A 17,275-nucleotide genomic window follows, 5' to 3' on the forward strand; every position below is an offset into this window, starting at 1 on the left:
AATGCAGTTAAATTCGCCAGGCTTTCTGCGCCTGGCGACATCGTTCCCGCTCCATCCCCTCGGAAGACGGTGAAATCTTGCCCTCAGTGCGAATGATCGCGACTGTTTTCCAGCGTCTCCAGCAAGGCGATCTGCATCCGTGAATGCACGCGGATGAACCAGCGCCACAGCAACGCCACCACCACTGCCGCCACCACTGCGATCACCAGCAACAGCTCGCTGGTCGGCAGGATGCTGGCCGACAATGCCGACAGCAGCAGGAAGATCACCAGCAGCGACAGCAGTGGAATCACCTCGGCAACCACGCGACGCACGCGCTGGGTATGCCGCCCGGCCATTTCCGGCTTCACCCCCATCTCTGCCAACAGCATCGACAGTGCCTTGAGCTTGCGATAGGCGGCAATCAGGAACGGTAACGACAGCAGAAGCGCCGCACCCCATATCAGCGCCTTCTGCTGGCTGACATCCGTCACCCACTCACTGAGCCAACTGCCGATGCGCGCGGCGAAATAACCGCCGCTGAAGAAGATGGCGATCACCAACGCCAGATTGACGCCGACCTGCAACAGGATGCGCCGGATCATCGCCGCCAGCATGGCGCTTTCACCTTGCGGCTGAATGTTGCGCAACCATTCTCCATAGAGTGACAGGACCCGCGCCAGGCGCCTTGGCACGATGTTGCCGAGCTTTTGCGACAGCGGATCGGCGGCGCGGATCAGGTATGGCGTCAGCAGCGTGGTGATGGCCGAAACCGCCACCGCCACCGGGTAAAGGAAGTCACTGGTGACCTGCAAGGTCATCCCCAAAGCCGCGATGATGAAGGAGAATTCGCCAATCTGCGAAAGCCCCATGCCCACCCGCAGCGAGGTACGGCCATCGTTACCGGCAATGAATGCGCCCATGCCGCACGACAGCATCTTGCCCAGCACCACCGCAAGGGTGATGACGACGATAGGCCAAGCGTAATCGACCAGCACCTGTGGGTCGATCATCAGGCCGATGGCGACGAAGAAGATCGCGCTGAACAGGTCGCGAACGGGTTCGATCAGGCGTTCGATCTTCAGCAGCTGGCGCGACTCGGCCATGATCGCGCCGATCAGGAAGGCCCCCAGCACCATGCTGTATTCCAGCTTGACCACCAGCAGGCAGAAGCCGAAGCACAGGCCCAGCACGGTGATCAACAGCATCTCGTTGCTTTCGAACTTTGCCACGTAGGCCAGCAGCCGCGGCACCAGCAGGATGCCGATGACCAGCGCGACAATCATGAACAACGACAGCTTGCCGACCGTCGAGAACACCTCGCCGGAGCTGACCGAGCCACTGACGGCGATGCCGGACAGCAAAGCGATAATGCCGATGCCGAGGATGTCTTCAACGATCAGCACGCCGAAGATCAGCTGGGCGAAACGCTCGTTCTTCATCTTCAGGTCGTTCAGCGCCTTGACGATGATGGTGGTCGAGGAGATTGCCAGAATCGCGCCGAGGAACAGCGAGTCCATGGTATTCCAGCCGAACCAGCGGCCGATCTCGAAACCGATCCAGATCATCAGGACGATTTCCAGGAACGCTGCAATAAATGCCGTGGCGCCGACCTTGAACAGCTTGCGCAAGCTGAACTCCAGGCCCAGGCAGAACATCAGGAAAATTACCCCCAGCTCGGCCAGGGTCTTGATCGTGTCTTCATCGTGGATCAGGCCGAACGGCGGGGTATGCGGGCCGATGATGAAACCCGCGACGATGTAGCCCAGCACCACGGGCTGCTTGAGGCGATGAAAGAGAATCGTCACCACGCCGGCGACCAGCATGATCACTGCCAGGTCCTGGATGAAGCTGATGGCATGCATGGCGCGATACTCCTTTTCGACTTTGCTGGATGCCCGGGCAGACCGCTCCTCTGCCAAGGCCAAGCCGAGCGAGCAGCAAGTACATACTGTATTGAATGCAGGAAAGCCCATGTTGCATGGGCGTACTCAGGGTAACATCGCACCCCGCTGCAAAATGCCGGTGCAATATGTAGAAACAGATCGGCCGATCAGCCGCCTCTGATGACGCATCAGGCGTGACGATAGAGCGTTTGGCAACGTCCCGTAACAGGAAGGCAAACCTTCAAGAGGGGAACCAGAAGTGTCAGAAGATACCCACCCCGATTCAGCGCAACCTCACCGTGAGCACACTATGGAACCTGGAAACGCCCAGCTGAGCATGACCGTCCTGATGACCCCGGACATGGCCAACTTTTCTGGCAACGTACACGGCGGCACCTTGCTCAAGTACCTCGACGAAGTGGCCTATGCCTGCGCCAGCCGCTACGCCGGCAGCTATGTGGTGACCCTGTCGGTCGACCAGGTGATCTTCCGCGAGCCGGTGCACGTCGGCGAGCTGGTCACTTTCCTCGCATCGGTCAACTACACCGGCAACACCTCGATGGAAGTGGGTATCAAGGTGGTCACCGAAAACATCCGCGAACGGTCGGTACGCCATTCCAACAGCTGCTTCTTCACCATGGTTGCGGTCGATGACAACCGCCGCCCGGTGCCGGTGCCGCCACTGCAGCCAAATACCAGCGAAGAGAAACGCCGCTTCCTGCAGGGCCAGCAGCGCCGCCAGATCCGTCAGGAACTGGAAAAGCGCTACCAGGACCTGAAAACCGACTCGATCTAGAACGCCAGGCGCTGCGCCTCGAAGCGCACGCGCGGGTGAGCGATGCGATCCTGGGCCCGCACCAGCTGCAGTTCGTAGCTGGCGCAGGCCTGGGTTTCCTGCAGCACTTCATGTACGGCCGCTGCGGTGAACTCGAAGGCCTGCAGCCAGCTGTCGCCCAGCAGCACGCGGGCCAGGAACAACCCCGACGTCAGGTCACCCACGCCAACCGGTTGCTGCGGGAAAGCCAGCAGGGGGCGGCGCAGGTGCCAGCTCTCTTCGCGGGTTACCAGCAACATCTCGAACATGTCTTCAGTACGCCCCGGATAGGCCAGGTGCTTGACCAGCACCACCTGCGGGCCGCGCTCGAGCAGGCTGCGCGCCATGTTCACGCAGTCCTCGAGGGATTGCGCACGACGGCCGCAGAAGCTGTCCAGTTCCAGCTGATTGGGGCAGAGGATATCTGCCTTGGCCGCGGCTTCATCGAGCAGGAACTCACTGACTTCCTGCGGAACGATACAGCCCTTCTCCGCATGGCCCATGACCGGGTCGCACAGGTACAACGCCTTCGGGTTTACCGCCTTGATCCGGGCGACGCCGGCGAGTATCGCCCGGCCCTGTTCGGCACTGCCCAGGTAACCGGAAAGCACCGCATCGCAGTGACCCAGCTCGCCGATGTTGGAAATGCCTTCCACCAACGCAGGAATTTGAGCTGGAGCGAGCACTTCACCCGCCCACTGGCCATACTGAGTGTGATTGGAAAACTGTACTGTATTAAGGGGCCAGACGTTGACCCCGATACGCTGCATGGGGAACACCGCAGCACTGTTGCCGGCGTGGCCGAACACCACGTGGGACTGGATGGCGAGCAGATGCGGGGTACGTTTCATGCGGGCGGATTCCAAAGCTGTTTCAAGGATTGTGCAGCGCGCAGTATGAACTCGATTGCCACCTGTACGACAGGCCAGGGACGCAGTTAAGCTGGTTCGACCTGTTTGGAGCATACGTAAATGTTGACCCTGGAGAATCTCTTCGTCCTGATGTTGTTGGCCACGGCAGGCGCTTGGTTATGGCACAACCATGGGCTGCGCGAGAAGGCCCTGGAGCGGGTCAAACAGCATTGCGCCAAGCTCGACCTGGAGCTGCTGGATGACGCCGTTGCGCTCAAACGCATCGCCTTCATCCGCGATGCCAACGGCAAGAAGCGCCTGGCACGGGTTTATGCCTTCGAGTTCACCGTGACCGGCGAACAGCGCCACCCCGGCACCGTGACCCAGTTCGGTGCCCACAGCGTACAGATCGAACTGGCACCCTACCCGTTCGAGATCAAGACGCCGCCCCGAACTGACAATGTGATCGAGATGCAGCAGTGGCGTCAGGAGCACAATCGCTGGCGCAACTGAAGTTGGGGCTGCGAAGCCCCAACCGGTTAACTTATCAAGCAGCGGGCGATTGCATCCATCAGCAGCGACTGAGACTGCTGTCCATTGAAGATAAGCTCGATGCGTGAGTCTTTGCGCCAGTCGCTCGGCTGCCACTGCGACAAGTCACCTTCCAAACCATTGAATGACTGCCAGCCATCCTTGCTGTGGATAACTCCCTTGGCGCGCTTCCATGGCCAGGCTGCGAGAAACGCCTGCAAGCGCTGTGGATCGAATCGCTGACTGGGGTGCCAGCGCCAGCCTATGCTCCAACCCCCGTCACCCTCCTGGGCTGCACAAATCGGCACAGCAGGATCTATCCACAGGGCTGAAGGGGCTGTGGACAGGCTTGGCTCAGGCAAATTATTCACAGAACTGTCACTGATATGACTTGTGGATGAAACAGGCAGCATATCGAGTTGGACCAAGCCCTGTTTGGTCCAAACCTTGTGGATATTTAAAAACTCCTTATTTATCAACAACTTGATATCTTCATCCACAGCGTCGGCTTTATTCAGCAGCACCAGCGCTGCCGCTTGTAGGGCCTGTTGCTGAGCCTCCGGCAATGGCTCGCCTCGCGCCAGAGCCTGAGCATCCAGCACCATCACCAATGGCTGCACCGCCAGCACCCCAACCCAGGGTGCCTGCCCCAGTTGGTTCAGCAGTTGCAAAGGATGACCCAGCCCGGAGGGCTCGATGAACAGCCGATCGGGCCGTGCCTTGCGCAGCAGACGGCCCAGACCGACCTGGAACGGTGTGCCGTTTACGCAGCACAGGCAACCTCCGGCCACTTCGCCAATGGCAATACCGTCCTCATCACGGCTGAGCAGCGCCGCATCGAGACCGACCTGGCCAAACTCGTTAACCAGCACGGCCCAGCGTTCGTTTGCCGGCCGCTGGGCCATCAGTTGGCGGATCAGGCTGGTCTTTCCGGCGCCCAAGGGGCCGGCGATGACATGGGTGGGAATGTTCTGCAGCATGCCAGGGCTTCTATGCGGGTTTCCCCCCACTATGCCTCGTCATGCCAGCCAGTCAAGGCTGAGCAACAGACGCCGCTGTTCGCTGGCAGGCGAGCGGTGGATAAGTCCCGCGCCTTCATTACCCAGCCATTTTTCCCCTTTGAGGACAGCCACCTCACCCGCCTGCAGGCGGCGAATGTTATCCACAGGCGCCGCGGCCAGATGCAGACCTACCCGCTGTACTGCGCCTTCTTCCAGCCACTCGCTGCCAGGGCCGATGTAAGTGGTCAGCAAGCGCAAGGGCACGTTATCCACATGGAAGCGCGGGCACATGGCCCCTTGCAGCACCCGCAGCCGCAACCCCACCCGCCGTGCTCCGAGCAGGCAGGTGTAGGCTGATACCAGCCACTTCACATCGGCGACAAACCCCTCGTAGCCATGCAGATCGGCAGCCTCCTGCAGCAAGCCCGGCAACAGCGGCGGCTCGTGCTCGTTCACATCGAGTACACGCTGGTCAGCCAGGGATTGGCCGAGGCTGACCACCAAGGCGGCAAAGTCTTCAACCTGGGCCGGCAGGCGGCGCTGCCAAACGGCCAGGTTCACGCCATCCTGGAAGATCTCGGTAAGTACCTTTGGCGCTTCACCAAACGCCTGGCGGATATCCACAGGGCGCGGCGCCAGGTTCATGCTGCTTCCTCGGCGTGCCAAGGGCCGAACGGATCCGGCAGGCGAAGCCAGGCCATCGGGCCGAGCGCCATTTCCTCATCACTCAGCAGACAGGCATCGAGCTCTGTGGATAACTGTGCGAAGTCGATGTTCTGCCCGATGAATACCAGCTCCTGTCGGCAGTCACCGGTTTCGGCGTGCCAATGCTTGAGAATGTCCGCAGTGCTCTGCTCATCCTGCGGCCAATGCTCCCGTGGCACAAAACGCCACCAGCGCCCGGCCAGACCATGGCGCATCATGCCGCCGGCCTGCGACCAGCTACCGGCTTCCTGGAACTTGCTGGCCAGCCAGAAAAAACCCTTGGAGCGCAGCAACCGACCATTGCTCCAGGTGTTGTGGATAAAGTCGAAGAAGCGTTGTGGGTGCAGGGGCCGGCGGGCTTGCCAGGTGGTCGCCGCGATGCCGTACTCCTCGGTTTCAGGAATATGTGCACCGCGCAGTTCCTGCAGCCAACCGGGTGCCTGTGCGGCCTGATCAAAGTCGAACAGCCCGGTGTCGAGAATCCGCGCCAGCGGCACCTGGCCCATGACCATCGGCACGATCTGTGCGCGGGCATTGAGGCTACGCAGGATAGCGATGAGTTCTTCGCGCTCGTGCTGGCTGATCAGGTCTATCTTGCTCAGCAGCAGCACATCGGCGAACTCGACCTGTTCGATCAACAGGTCACTGATGGATCGCTCATCTTCTTCGCCCAGCGTCTCACCACGGGTGGCCAGGCTGTCGGCTTGCTGATAATCGCGCAGGAAGTTCAGGCCATCGACCACGGTGACCATGGTGTCCAGGCGCGCCATGTCGGACAGGCTGCGGCCTTGCTCATCGCGGAAGGTGAAGGTCTCGGCAACCGGAAGCGGCTCCGAGATGCCCGTGGACTCGATGAGTAAATAGTCGAAACGGCCTTCCTCGGCGAGCCGCGCGACTTCCTCCAGCAGGTCTTCCCGCAGAGTGCAGCAGATGCAGCCGTTGCTCATCTCGACCAGTTTTTCTTCGGCACGGTTGAGGCTGACGTTGCGCTGCACTTCGCTGGCGTCGATGTTGATTTCACTCATGTCGTTGACGATCACCGCGACCCGGAGGTTGTCGCGATTACGCAGCACATGGTTGAGCAAGGTGCTCTTGCCGGCGCCCAGGAAGCCGGAAAGCACGGTGACAGGGAGGCGATTGGACATGGTGAAACCTCTTCAGGCGGACGCACTCGAAACGATGCATTGCATAATGTTATAAAGTAACAATACAATTTCGCCAAGTCGTACTTGTCGCAAGCGTCATTCGGAGATGGAAATGCGCCTGTCACCTGCTGCCCTGTTGCTGCTGTTTCTCACACCTCTGCCAGCCTTGGCATTGGCGCAGAGCAACTCGCTGGCGCTGTGTACCCGCAGCGCAACGTTGCTCGCCTGCCAGGACGGCAATGGCAGCTACTACAGCGTGCGCACCGAGGGCAGCCATTTCTACCTGCGCGGCTTTGACACCACGACACGCCGGCTTTGGTCGCAGACCAACAGCCGCTACGGCGCGCTGACGTTTTTCACCGGCCTGGCCAGCGATGGTGAAGCCTGGTTCGGCTACAGCCGACGTGTTGGCTGGACCACCTTGAATCGTGTTTCCAGCTCCAGCGGCCAACGTTTCAATTTGCATTGCAGCCTGGTCGGCGGATGTCGCTGACCCTCTTGCCTGGTATCGCCCATGACTAGCCTGACGCTTCCGGACATTGCCACACAGCCCCAAGAGCACACCGCCCCGCTGGATTGGGTTGGCATGTGCGGTATCGCCCTGCCCATCCAGTTCGACGGCCATCATCTATCGGCCATGGCTGATGCCGGTGTCAGCCTGGTGGATGGCACTGCGCGGGGTATTCACATGTCTCGCCTGTACCTCGCGCTGGAAGCGCTTGAACAACAGCCATTGACGCCCTTGGCCATACGCCGTCTTCTGGCAGACTTCCTTGCCAGCCACGAAGGGCTTTCCAATGCGGCTTATCTCAACCTGTCTTTCGAGCACCTGCTGAAACGGCCTGCTCTGGTCAGCCCGCTCGCCGGCTGGAAGCGCTATCCGATTACCCTCGAAGCGAAGATAGAAAATGAAATGTTCCACGTGGAACTATCAGTGCGTGTGCCTTACTCCTCAACCTGCCCCTGCTCGGCAGCCCTGGCCAGGCAATTGATTCAACAGCAGTTTGAGGCTGATTTCGCAGAACAACAGCTAGAGCGCAGTGCAGTATTAGAATGGCTCGGTAGTAGCAAGGGCATCGTCGCGACGCCCCATAGCCAGCGCAGCCAAGCGCTGATCAACGTGCGCCTGCAGAACAATCTGGCCTCATTACCGGTCACCGAATTGATCAACCGGATTGAGCACAGCCTGGGTACCGCCGTGCAGACCGCAGTGAAGCGCGCAGACGAACAGGCGTTCGCCTTGGCCAATGGGCAGAACCTGATGTTCTGTGAAGACGCTGCTCGGCGACTGCATCAGTCGCTACGGCAGTTAGAGTGGGTGACAGCCTTCAAACTGCGCGTGGAACATGCAGAGAGCCTGCATGCCCACGATGCGGTAGCCAGCAGTCAGTGGCAGTGGTGAAACTCAGGTACGGGGTTTGACTGTTCCACAGTCGTTGCCGAGCCATACGGCCCGGGTGTTCATGCTGCCTTGCTGCTGAACGCCCGAGGCATTGAAGGTACCGTTGACCTGCGTGGTGAATTCCTTGTCGCTGAGGAACGTCGCCTGGCCAGTGCCTTGGGCTTTCGGGCAGCTGAATTGAAACTTCCAGACATTGCCTGTACGGTCGGTGATTTTTTGCGTGCAACCGGACTTCGGATCCTGCAGCGGAATGTCGTTGGTCTGGACCTGCTCACGCGTCAGGCACGAGCGCACGCCATTGCCGCCAATCGTAACGCCCTGCTTGGCCAACACACCTTCCATCATGGCCCGCTGTTCCGGTGGCAGGTTCTTCAACTGCCCGAGCATGAACTGCATGTCGGGTAATGGCTTGCCATCGACCTGCATGTTGCTGGTAGTCAGCTCCCACAGGCCAGGTTGCAACATCTGCGCATGCACCAGTGGGCTGCTCAGGCCCAAGGCCAGAGCCAACAGTGGCAGACGAATCTTCATGAACGAACGCTCCTCGAAAAACCGGCCAACGGGCCGGGCTCAGCCTTAGACGCCAAATCCGCTTTCAGGTTGCAAGGCGGACATGGAACGTGTTCTGTTAAACACTGTGTATTCGCCAAGCAGGATGCGTATGGATTACCACAGCCCCTACTTCTTCGGCTACGTGCTCGGCCTGGTCCACTTGCTTGGCATGATCGCCGCGTTGCATGCAGTGTTCACCGTGCGCACCGCCCAAGGTGCAATCGCCTGGGCCATGTCACTGTTCTTCATTCCATACTTCACACTCATTCCATACCTGATTTTTGGTGCGCGCTCCTTCTACGCCTACATCCAGGCCCGGCGCCAGGCCAACCAGGAAATGCACGTCGCCATGGCCAACCTCAACTGGCGCCCCTGGGTCGAGGAAGCCCTCACTGCCAGAGAGTCGGAAAGCTACGCCGCCTTGCGCGCCATGCCGAAACTCGGGCGAATGCCTTGCCTGGCCAATAACCAAGTGAAGCTGCTGATCAATGGCAAAGCCACCTTCGACGCCATATTCGCCGCTATCGAACAAGCACGTGAAGTGGTGCTGGTGCAGTTCTTCATCATCCATGACGACGGCCTTGGCAAGGCCCTGCAGCAACTGCTGCTGCGCAAGGCCGCCGAGGGTGTGAAGGTATTCGTGCTGTATGACCGGGTCGGCAGCCATGCCCTGCCCAGCAGCTACAGCCAGGTGTTGCGTGATGGTGGTGTGCAGATCCACGCCTTTGCTACCCGTCGAGGTTTGTTCAACCGGCTGCAGGTCAACTTCCGCAACCACCGCAAGATCGTCGTGGTCGATGGCCTGCTCGGCTTCATCGGTGGGCACAACGTGGGGGATGAGTACCTCGGCAAAAACCCGCACCTGTCACCTTGGCGCGATACCCATGTGCAGATCAGCGGCCCGGTAATGGCCTGCCTGCAAGAGTCGTTCGCCGAAGACTGGTACTGGGCCACGCGCCAGCTGCCGCCGTTGATCCTGCCGGACACCTACCCTGACAACGGCGTGCTTTGCCAAGCCCTGGCCAGTGGCCCGGCAGACCCGCAGGAAACCTGTTCCCTGTTCTTTATCGAAGCCATCCACTCGGCGGTAAAACGGGTATGGATCACCAGCCCCTACTTCATTCCGGATGAAGCTGTATTCGCTGCCCTGCGCCTGGCCGTGCTGCGCGGGGTGGATGTGCGCGTGCTGATCCCGTCCCGGCCCGATCACAGGATTGTCTATGCAGCGTCCAGCCTGTTCGCATTCGAAGCGGTTCGGGCAGGGGTACGCATGTTTCGCTACCAGCCAGGCTTCCTGCACCAGAAGGTGGTGCTGGTGGATGACGAGGTCAGTGCGATCGGCAGCGCCAACCTGGACAACCGCTCGTTTCGGCTCAACTTCGAGATCACCTTGCTGACCGTAGACCGCCCGTTCGCTGACCAGGTGGAAGCGATGTTGCTGGACGACTTCGAGCAGGCCCGCGAGATTACCGCCGAGGACAGCCGCGATACCCATCGTGTCCAACAGTTGGGGATGCGCATAGCGCGGCTGATTTCACCCATTCTCTGAATGAAGAAAGGGCCGCAGATGCGGCCCCTTCTTCATTCAGAGCAAGCTCAACGGTAAAGGTCTTCCCGCGTCCAGGGCAGATCGTGGTGCCCATCGGCATACGGCTTCACGGCCAGAATCTGATGCAGGTTGATCCAGCCCTTCTGGAACGCATAGGCACAGCCGGCCAGGTACAAGCGCCAGATACGCAAGGTTCTCTCCGGCACCAGCGCTGCCGCTTTGTGCAGCTGGTTCTCCAGGTTCTCGCTCCAGTGGTGCAGCGTCTTGGCGTAGTGCAGGCGCAGGCTCTCCACGTCCACCACCTCCAACCCTGCCTCACAGATGCTCGCAGTGATCATCGACAGGTGCGGCAGCTCACCATGGGGGAACACGTATCGGTCGATGAACTCACCTGCACCGCGCCCGACCGGTCGGCCATCGACGTGCTTGGCAGTAATCCCGTGGTTCATCACCACGCCACCTTCCCTGACTGCACCGAACAGCTTCTGGCAATACAGCGCCAGGTTGGCGTGCCCGACATGCTCGAACATACCAACGCTGACGACCTTGTCGAAGCGGCCATCCTGAGGCAGGTCGCGGTAGTCGAGAATCTGCAGGTCAACCTTGCCGGCCAGGCCCTCTGCCTTCACGCGCTCGCGCCCGAGCTTGAGCTGCTCCTTGCTCAGGGTGATGCCGAATACCTTGGCGCCATACTCGCGCGCGGCAAAACGCGCCAGCCCGCCCCAGCCACAGCCCACGTCGAGCAGATAATCACCGGCATCCAGGCGTAGCTTGCGACACAGGTGGTCGAACTTGTCCTGTTGAGCCTGATCAAGGGTGTTGTCTGGCTCGCGGAAGTAGGCACAGGAATAGGCCATGTCCTGGTCGAGCCAGAGTTGATAGAACGCATTGGAAACATCGTAGTGGTAGGAGATGGCCTTGGCGTCTGTGCTCTTGTCATGGGACAGCCGCGTTGGCGGGGCGTCTTCCTCGTCGGTCAACAATGCTTCACTGAGCTCGTCGCACACCCGAATGGCTTCGCCGATATCGCCTTCCAGCTCCAGCTTGCCCTCCACGAATGCAGTGCCCAGCTGGTCCATGCTCGGATGGGTCAGTTGGCTGATCAGCTGCGGCTCCTTCACCAGGATGGTGACCTGCGGGCTTGGGCCAAGATCGAACTCGTTGCCATCCCACAGTTTCAGCCGCAGCGGCAGATGCAGGCTTTGCAGTGCCGGTGGAAGTTGAGCAAGCATGAACACTCCTCCTATCCCTAAAAGGCCACGACGCCTGAAATTTCGAACGTCGCCGGAACAGAGTAGTTCATTCGTGGGATGTTTCCTCTAAACGAGACCAAGGTCTAGAACCAACTGATCTGATGAAAGCAACAGATTGTATACAATCCAGCCTTCTCAGCTTAACCTTATGCCCCTCTCGCGCTTCCTCATCTGGAGTACAAAACCCATGAAATCCTATGACGTGGTGATCATTGGCGGCGGCCCTGGCGGCTACAACGCAGCGATCCGCGCCGGCCAACTGGGCCTCAGCGTTGCCTGCGTGGAAGGCCGCTCGACCCTTGGTGGCACCTGCCTGAACGTCGGTTGCATGCCGTCCAAAGCATTGCTGCACGCGTCGGAGCTTTATGAAGCCGCCAGCGGCGATGAGTTCGCCCATCTCGGCATCGAAGTGAAGCCAACGCTCAACCTCGCCCAGATGATGAAACAGAAGGACGAGAGCGTCACCGGCCTGACCAAGGGCATCGAATACCTGTTCCGCAAGAACAAGGTCGACTGGTTGAAAGGTTGGGGCCGGCTGGATGGTGTCGGCAAGGTCATCGTCAAGGCTGAAGATGGCAACGAGACCGCCCTGCAGGCCAAGGACATCGTCATCGCCACTGGCTCCGAGCCCACTCCCCTGCCCGGCGTGACCATCGACAACCAGCGCATCATCGACTCCACCGGTGCCCTGGCCCTGCCACAGGTACCCAAGCACCTGGTGGTGATCGGCGCGGGCGTCATCGGCCTGGAGCTGGGTTCGGTATGGCGCCGGCTTGGTGCACAGGTCACCGTCATCGAGTACCTCGACCGCATCTGCCCAGGCACTGATGAAGAAACCGCCAAGACCCTGCAGAAAGCCCTGGCCAAGCAAGGCATGGCCTTCAAGCTGGGCAGCAAGGTCACCCAGGCCAAGAGTGAAGCCGACGGTGTCAGCCTGACCCTCGAACCGGCCGCTGGCGGTGCCGCCGAAACCCTGCAGGCTGACTACGTGCTGGTCGCGATCGGCCGTCGTCCTTATACCAAGGGCCTTAACCTTGAGAGCGTAGGGCTGGAAACCGACAAGCGCGGCATGCTGAGCAACGACCACCACCGTACCTCGGTGCCAGGTGTGTGGGTGATCGGCGACGTCACCTCCGGCCCGATGCTGGCGCACAAGGCTGAAGACGAAGCGGTCGCCTGCATCGAGCGTATCGCCGGCAAACCGCATGAAGTGAACTACAACCTGATCCCAGGCGTGATCTACACCCGTCCGGAACTGGCTACCGTCGGCAAGACCGAAGAGCAGTTGAAGGCCGAAGGCCGCGCCTACAAGGTCGGCAAGTTTCCCTTCACCGCCAACAGCCGCGCCAAGATCAACCACGAGACCGAAGGCTTCGCCAAGGTCATCGCCGATGCCAACACCGATGAAGTGCTCGGCGTGCACCTGGTCGGTCCGAGTGTCAGCGAGATGATTGGCGAGTTCTGCGTGGCCATGGAGTTCGCCGCCTCGGCTGAAGACATCGCCCTGATCTGCCACCCGCACCCAACCCGCTCCGAAGCCCTGCGCCAGGCAGCGATGAACGTGCACGGCATGGCCATGCAGATCTGACCCCCGCTGGCTCCGCCGGTTTTTTCGAAATACCATTGATGCACGCTTTCGATCAAACCAGCGGAGCCACCGGTTGAGCATCAACTTCGATCTGAATGACCTGCAAGCTTTCCGCGCTGTCGTCGAGCAAGGCAGCTTCCGCCGCGCCGCCGACACCATCCGCATCACCCAGTCAGCGTTGAGCCGGCGCATCGAAAAACTTGAGTCGGCACTGGGCGTGAAGCTGCTCGAACGCACCACGCGCAAGGTGTCGCTGACCAATGTCGGGCGGGCGTTCCTGCCCCAGGTCGAGCGGCTGCTGGACGACCTGGACCTGGCGCTGCTGAGCGTCGGCGATGGTGGCTCGCTGCGCACCGGTACCCTGACCATCGCCTGCGTGCCATCTGCCGCGTATTACTTCATGCCCCATGCGATTCGTGCCTTCCATGCGCAGTACCCGAAAGTCCGGATCAACCTGTACGACGCCTCCGCCAACGAAGTCAGTGCCGCCGTGGCCTCCGGCGAAGCGGACTTCGGCCTGAGTTTCACCGGCAACCTCGCACCAGAAATCGAGTTCAGCGACTTGCTCGAGGAGCGCTACGTCATTGCCTGCCGCCAGGACCATCCGCTGGCCAAGCTCGACGAGGTGACCTGGGCACAAGCCTACGAACATGACTACATCAGCCTGGGCAAGTCGTCTGGCAACCGCCTGGTACTGGATCGGGCGCTGGCCGGGATGCAGGTCAGCAAGGAGAGTGTTTGCGAAGCCAGGCATGTAACCACCCTGCTTGGCCTGATCGAAGCGGGGCTGGGTATCGCGGCGGTGCCATCGATCGCCCTGCCGCTGACGCCGCATCCGATCCTCGCCAGCATTGCACTGGTCGAACCGCAGGTCAGCCGCAAGATGGGCCTGCTCAAGCGCCGCGGGCGCACATTGACACCTGCGGCGCTTGAGATGGTCAGGTTGATTCGCGAACTGCCCGGGGTGTTACCGGGCGACTGAATCCAGCCCGGTGGCCCGCACATCAGGCTGCACGGTAGGCGAAGCCAGGTAATCCAGCAGCTGTTTCGCTTCGGCCGGATGCTCGGCGCCTTTCGGAATACCGCCGGCGAAGCGGGTCACCGACTGCAGGTTTTCCGGAATCTTGCCCACGAAGGTGACACCCGGCACTGGCAACAATTCGGCAACCTGCTGGAAGCCAAGCTCATAGGTGCCCTGAGCCACCTGCGACGCCACCGGAATACGCTCCACCATCGTGCTCTTACCGACCAGCTGGTTCTCGATACCCAGCTTCTTGTACAGCTCCTTCTCGATATACACGCCACTGGCGCTGTCCGAATAGGCCACCGATTTTGCCGCCAGCAGTGTCTGTTTCAGCTGATCGGGAGTGGCGATATCAGGCTTGGCCTGGCCCTGCTTGACCACCATGCCGATGCGCGAATCAGCCAGCTCCACGCGTGAAGCCGGGTCCACCTTGCCCTGGCGGATCAGTTCGTCCAGCGCATAGCCGACCATGATCACCACATCGGCATGCTCGCCCCGAGCGAGGCGGTTGGGTATCGCCTCAGGTGCCTTGCCCATGGAGGGGCCCAGCACGGTGACCAGCGTATCGCCGCTCTGCGCTGCATACTTCGGCCCCAGCTGCTTGTAGGCGGCAGTGAAGCCGCCCGAGGTCATCACGGTCAGTTCGGCGGCCTGGGCAAGGCTGCAGCCGGCGAACAAGGTAGCGGCCAGCAACGCTTTCAACGAAGCCCTCATGCGATCACCGCTGCGCGGTTGGCCAGGCGACGGTAGAGCATCCAGGTGGCGACGAACGCACAGAGCGCGGCGAACATCATCCAGTAGGCCGGAGCGGCCTTGTCGTTGGTGACGTGGATCATCCAGGTCGAGATGGCCGGGGTGAAACCGCCGAACAAGGCGGTCGCCAGGCTATAGGCCAGGGAGAAACCTGCCACACGGACTTCCACCGGCATGATTTCAGTCAGCGCCGGGATCATCGCACCGTTGTACATGCCGTACAGGAACGAGAACCACAGCAGCACTTCCAGCATGTGGCCAAAGGTAGGCGATTGAGCCAGGTAGGTCAGCGCCGGGTAAGCGGTGATCAAGGTCAGCAGCGACATGGCCAGCAGCAGCGGCTTGCGCCCGAGGCGGTCGCTGAGAGCGCCGCCGATAGGCAGCCAGATGAAGTTCGACACCGCGGTCAGCAAGGTCACCAGCAGCGCATCGCCAGTACTCAGTTGCAGTACGGTCTTGCCGAAGGTCGGTGCATAAACCGTGATCATGTAGAAGGCGGTGGTGGTCATGGCCACCATCAGCATGCCGAACAGCACCACTGCGGAGTTCGCGGCAAGCGTGGACAACACCTGTTTCATGGTCGGACGATGCTCGCGAGCGGCGAACTCCTCGGTCTCCTGCAGGCTGCGCCGCAGCAGGAAGATCACCGGGATGATCATGCAGCCCACAGCAAATGGCACACGCCAGCCCCATTGGGCGATTTCGGCGGCAGTCAACCATTCATTCAGAGCAAAGCCCAGGGCTGCGGCGACGACGATCGCCACCTGCTGGCTGGCGGACTGCCAGCTGGCATAGAAGCCCTTGTGTCCGGGCGTTGCCATTTCCGCCAGATATACCGACACGCCACCCAACTCGGCACCGGCCGAGAACCCTTGCAGCAAGCGCCCGATCAGCACCAGCGCCGGGGCCAATAGCCCGATGCTGGCGTAGCCGGGCACCAGCACGATCAGCAAGGTACCGCTGGCCATGATCGCCAGGGTGACGATCAGTCCTTTGCGCCGGCCCACGTCATCAATGTAGGCACCCAGGATCACCGCACCCAGCGGGCGCATGAGGAAGCCTGCACCGAACACGGCGAAGGTCATCATCAACGAGGCGAATTCATTGGAGGCAGGGAAGAAGGCCCCCGCGATGTGCGTGGCATAGAAGCCGAACAGGAAGAAGTCGAACTGTTCGAGGAAGTTTCCGGACGTTACCCGGAAGACCATTCCGGCCTTGGACTTGCCCTCGGACGCCGAGCTTGATGGCAGACTCATGGTGGATCTCCAGCGTTTCTTAATAATTGTAAGTGCTTATTTCCAGCATGATCGTCGAAAGCGACGCTTGGGATAATCGTTCATTTTTCATTAATTGATGCGCTGATGAGATCAATGAGGGCCGTGCTCCGTTTTCCTGAGCAGTGGATGCGCACGATTAGGCGTAAAAAGAGCTGACCAAATTGTCCCAATTTACGGAACAATAATTCACTTTCTAGCCTAATTGTCTTGGCTGATATTGCGCTTCAGAATGGCCCCATACCGCAGACAACGCCACCGGGCACAGCGCGGTGAGCCATTCGAACTCAAGTATCAGGAGCTACAAGATGAACAATTTCAAAGGTACAACTGCAGTCGTCGGTCGTGTGTTGCTGGCGGTGCTCTTCCTGCTCAGCGGCTTCAGCAAGCTGACTTCGCCTGAGGGCACCATTGCCTATATCGAATCGAGCGGCCTGCCCTTCCCGGTACTGAGCTACCTGGCCGCACTGGGTGTTGAACTCGGACTGGCAGCGCTTTTGATCATCGGCTTTCAAACCCGCATCGTCGCGGTGGTCATGGCGCTCTTCACCGTGATGGCAGCCTTCGCCTTCCACAACAACCTGGCGGACCAAGGGCAGTTCATCAACTTCTTCAAGAACATCTCAATCGCAGGCGGCCTGTTGCAGATTGCAGCGTTCGGCGGGGGTGCATTGAGCGTGGATGCGTTGATCGGCAACATCAAAGCACGGGCGGCAGGGAAGACTGTGCTGAAAGCAGCTTGAACCATACTGATCGCACAAATGAAAAGCCCCGGCTATTAGCCGGGGCTTTTCATTAGCCGCTCCTAAAGGATTATGACCACCTTCCAGGCGTGCGCTGTACTTGTCGGAGCCGCGCTTGCGACAATCCGTTCACTGCGCGACCGCAAAGTAGCCATATTTCTAGTTTTCCTCAATAAAGACTGTATTTTTCAGTGCCTTACGGAACGCAGGCTGTGGACCTTTCTG

The 17,275-nt window shown here is 60.3% G+C and carries 17 protein-coding genes; 8 read left to right on the forward strand and 9 right to left on the reverse strand.

Annotation, left to right across the window (positions count from 1 at the left end):
- Positions 1–83: 83 nt before the first annotated feature.
- Positions 84–1,844: a cation:proton antiporter gene (locus ACIPZ5_RS05450; RefSeq protein ID WP_313712226.1), complete on the reverse strand. Its 1,761-nt coding sequence runs from the start codon at positions 1,842–1,844 to the stop codon at positions 84–86.
- A gap of 331 nt (positions 1,845–2,175) precedes the next feature.
- Between ACIPZ5_RS05450 and ACIPZ5_RS05455 the strand changes: the two genes are divergently transcribed.
- A complete protein-coding gene (locus ACIPZ5_RS05455) occupies positions 2,176–2,661 on the forward strand; it encodes an acyl-CoA thioesterase (protein WP_261942095.1) in 486 nt (161 codons plus the stop codon).
- On the opposite strand, the gene pdxY is transcribed toward ACIPZ5_RS05455, so the two are convergent.
- Complete coding sequence (gene pdxY, locus ACIPZ5_RS05460) at positions 2,658–3,530, reverse strand: pyridoxal kinase PdxY (protein ID WP_343594570.1); 873 nt, start codon at positions 3,528–3,530, stop codon at positions 2,658–2,660. The two genes, ACIPZ5_RS05455 and pdxY, sit on opposite strands and share 4 nt — an antisense overlap.
- 120 nt (positions 3,531–3,650) lie before the next feature.
- Here pdxY and ACIPZ5_RS05465 point away from each other — a divergent pair, with 120 nt between their 5' ends.
- Positions 3,651–4,043 carry a DUF3301 domain-containing protein gene (locus tag ACIPZ5_RS05465; RefSeq protein WP_400807126.1) on the forward strand — a complete coding sequence of 131 codons (393 nt, stop codon included), beginning with the start codon at positions 3,651–3,653 and terminating at the stop codon, positions 4,041–4,043.
- Between the two features lie 26 nt (positions 4,044–4,069).
- On the opposite strand, the gene ACIPZ5_RS05470 is transcribed toward ACIPZ5_RS05465, so the two are convergent.
- Genes ACIPZ5_RS05470 through zigA form a run of 3 tightly spaced genes read right to left on the reverse strand, consistent with a single transcriptional unit; the run spans position 4,070 to position 6,912 of the window.
- Positions 4,070–5,041 carry a CobW family GTP-binding protein gene (locus tag ACIPZ5_RS05470; protein ID WP_400807128.1) on the reverse strand — a complete coding sequence of 324 codons (972 nt, stop codon included), beginning with the start codon at positions 5,039–5,041 and terminating at the stop codon, positions 4,070–4,072.
- Positions 5,042–5,080: 39 nt separating this feature from the next.
- Positions 5,081–5,707 (reverse strand): DUF1826 domain-containing protein, encoded by a 627-nt coding sequence (locus ACIPZ5_RS05475; RefSeq protein ID WP_343594576.1) that lies wholly within the window; start codon positions 5,705–5,707, stop codon positions 5,081–5,083.
- A complete protein-coding gene (zigA, locus tag ACIPZ5_RS05480) occupies positions 5,704–6,912 on the reverse strand; it encodes a zinc metallochaperone GTPase ZigA (protein ID WP_400807130.1) in 1,209 nt (402 codons plus the stop codon). The genes ACIPZ5_RS05475 and zigA overlap by 4 nt, the downstream gene beginning before the upstream one ends.
- A 112-nt stretch (positions 6,913–7,024) precedes the next feature.
- On the opposite strand from zigA, the gene ACIPZ5_RS05485 reads away from it, so the two are divergent.
- A complete protein-coding gene (locus ACIPZ5_RS05485; RefSeq protein ID WP_343594580.1) occupies positions 7,025–7,405 on the forward strand; it encodes a glutamine synthetase in 381 nt (126 codons plus the stop codon).
- A 21-nt stretch (positions 7,406–7,426) separates the two neighbouring features.
- Positions 7,427–8,314: a GTP cyclohydrolase FolE2 gene (folE2, locus tag ACIPZ5_RS05490; RefSeq protein ID WP_400807133.1), complete on the forward strand. Its 888-nt coding sequence runs from the start codon at positions 7,427–7,429 to the stop codon at positions 8,312–8,314.
- 3 nt (positions 8,315–8,317) lie between these two features.
- On the opposite strand, the gene ACIPZ5_RS05495 is transcribed toward folE2, so the two are convergent.
- A complete protein-coding gene (locus ACIPZ5_RS05495; protein WP_283723433.1) occupies positions 8,318–8,845 on the reverse strand; it encodes a DUF3617 domain-containing protein in 528 nt (175 codons plus the stop codon).
- A gap of 130 nt (positions 8,846–8,975) precedes the next feature.
- On the opposite strand from ACIPZ5_RS05495, the gene cls reads away from it, so the two are divergent.
- Complete coding sequence (gene cls / locus ACIPZ5_RS05500) at positions 8,976–10,415, forward strand: cardiolipin synthase (RefSeq protein ID WP_400807136.1); 1,440 nt, start codon at positions 8,976–8,978, stop codon at positions 10,413–10,415.
- Positions 10,416–10,462: 47 nt separating this feature from the next.
- On the opposite strand, the gene cfaB is transcribed toward cls, so the two are convergent.
- Positions 10,463–11,647 carry a C17 cyclopropane fatty acid synthase CfaB gene (gene cfaB, locus ACIPZ5_RS05505; RefSeq protein WP_343594585.1) on the reverse strand — a complete coding sequence of 395 codons (1,185 nt, stop codon included), beginning with the start codon at positions 11,645–11,647 and terminating at the stop codon, positions 10,463–10,465.
- A 208-nt stretch (positions 11,648–11,855) separates the two neighbouring features.
- On the opposite strand from cfaB, the gene lpdA reads away from it, so the two are divergent.
- Both lpdA and ACIPZ5_RS05515 read left to right on the forward strand, forming a co-directional pair.
- On the forward strand, positions 11,856–13,256 hold the full coding sequence (lpdA, locus tag ACIPZ5_RS05510) for a dihydrolipoyl dehydrogenase (protein ID WP_400807138.1): 1,401 nt from the start codon (positions 11,856–11,858) through the stop codon (positions 13,254–13,256).
- 73 nt (positions 13,257–13,329) lie between these two features.
- Entirely contained in the window at positions 13,330–14,238 is a 909-nt protein-coding gene (locus ACIPZ5_RS05515; RefSeq protein ID WP_261942106.1) for a LysR family transcriptional regulator, read from the forward strand.
- Here the strand turns inward: ACIPZ5_RS05515 and ACIPZ5_RS05520 are convergent.
- Both ACIPZ5_RS05520 and ACIPZ5_RS05525 read right to left on the reverse strand, forming a co-directional pair.
- On the reverse strand, positions 14,224–14,994 hold the full coding sequence (locus ACIPZ5_RS05520) for a substrate-binding domain-containing protein (protein WP_313712212.1): 771 nt from the start codon (positions 14,992–14,994) through the stop codon (positions 14,224–14,226). The genes ACIPZ5_RS05515 and ACIPZ5_RS05520 overlap by 15 nt on opposite strands.
- On the reverse strand, positions 14,991–16,289 hold the full coding sequence (locus tag ACIPZ5_RS05525) for an MFS transporter (RefSeq protein WP_343594588.1): 1,299 nt from the start codon (positions 16,287–16,289) through the stop codon (positions 14,991–14,993). Before ACIPZ5_RS05525 ends, ACIPZ5_RS05520 begins: the two co-directional genes overlap by 4 nt.
- Positions 16,290–16,615: 326 nt before the next feature.
- Between ACIPZ5_RS05525 and ACIPZ5_RS05530 the strand changes: the two genes are divergently transcribed.
- On the forward strand, positions 16,616–17,050 hold the full coding sequence (locus ACIPZ5_RS05530) for a DoxX family protein (protein ID WP_261942109.1): 435 nt from the start codon (positions 16,616–16,618) through the stop codon (positions 17,048–17,050).
- The last annotated feature ends 225 nt before the right edge of the window (positions 17,051–17,275 follow it).

Origin of the sequence: Pseudomonas sp. NPDC089428 (assembly GCF_044749325.1) — a bacterium.
Lineage (GTDB): Bacteria > Pseudomonadota > Gammaproteobacteria > Pseudomonadales > Pseudomonadaceae > Aquipseudomonas.

Excerpts from the sequence above, each read along its gene's own strand:
- ACIPZ5_RS05450 (WP_313712226.1), bottom strand. The coding sequence starts at position 1,844 with ATGCATGCCATCAGCTTCATCCAGGACCTGGCAGTGATCATGCTGGTC.
- ACIPZ5_RS05455 (WP_261942095.1), top strand. The coding sequence starts at position 2,176 with ATGGAACCTGGAAACGCCCAGCTGAGCATGACCGTCCTGATGACCCCG.
- pdxY (WP_343594570.1), bottom strand. The coding sequence starts at position 3,530 with ATGAAACGTACCCCGCATCTGCTCGCCATCCAGTCCCACGTGGTGTTC.
- ACIPZ5_RS05465 (WP_400807126.1), top strand. The coding sequence starts at position 3,651 with ATGTTGACCCTGGAGAATCTCTTCGTCCTGATGTTGTTGGCCACGGCA.
- ACIPZ5_RS05470 (WP_400807128.1), bottom strand. The coding sequence starts at position 5,041 with ATGCTGCAGAACATTCCCACCCATGTCATCGCCGGCCCCTTGGGCGCC.
- ACIPZ5_RS05475 (WP_343594576.1), bottom strand. The coding sequence starts at position 5,707 with ATGAACCTGGCGCCGCGCCCTGTGGATATCCGCCAGGCGTTTGGTGAA.
- zigA (WP_400807130.1), bottom strand. The coding sequence starts at position 6,912 with ATGTCCAATCGCCTCCCTGTCACCGTGCTTTCCGGCTTCCTGGGCGCC.
- ACIPZ5_RS05485 (WP_343594580.1), top strand. The coding sequence starts at position 7,025 with ATGCGCCTGTCACCTGCTGCCCTGTTGCTGCTGTTTCTCACACCTCTG.
- folE2 (WP_400807133.1), top strand. The coding sequence starts at position 7,427 with ATGACTAGCCTGACGCTTCCGGACATTGCCACACAGCCCCAAGAGCAC.
- ACIPZ5_RS05495 (WP_283723433.1), bottom strand. The coding sequence starts at position 8,845 with ATGAAGATTCGTCTGCCACTGTTGGCTCTGGCCTTGGGCCTGAGCAGC.
- cls (WP_400807136.1), top strand. The coding sequence starts at position 8,976 with ATGGATTACCACAGCCCCTACTTCTTCGGCTACGTGCTCGGCCTGGTC.
- cfaB (WP_343594585.1), bottom strand. The coding sequence starts at position 11,647 with ATGCTTGCTCAACTTCCACCGGCACTGCAAAGCCTGCATCTGCCGCTG.
- lpdA (WP_400807138.1), top strand. The coding sequence starts at position 11,856 with ATGAAATCCTATGACGTGGTGATCATTGGCGGCGGCCCTGGCGGCTAC.
- ACIPZ5_RS05520 (WP_313712212.1), bottom strand. The coding sequence starts at position 14,994 with ATGAGGGCTTCGTTGAAAGCGTTGCTGGCCGCTACCTTGTTCGCCGGC.
- ACIPZ5_RS05525 (WP_343594588.1), bottom strand. The coding sequence starts at position 16,289 with ATGAGTCTGCCATCAAGCTCGGCGTCCGAGGGCAAGTCCAAGGCCGGA.
- ACIPZ5_RS05530 (WP_261942109.1), top strand. The coding sequence starts at position 16,616 with ATGAACAATTTCAAAGGTACAACTGCAGTCGTCGGTCGTGTGTTGCTG.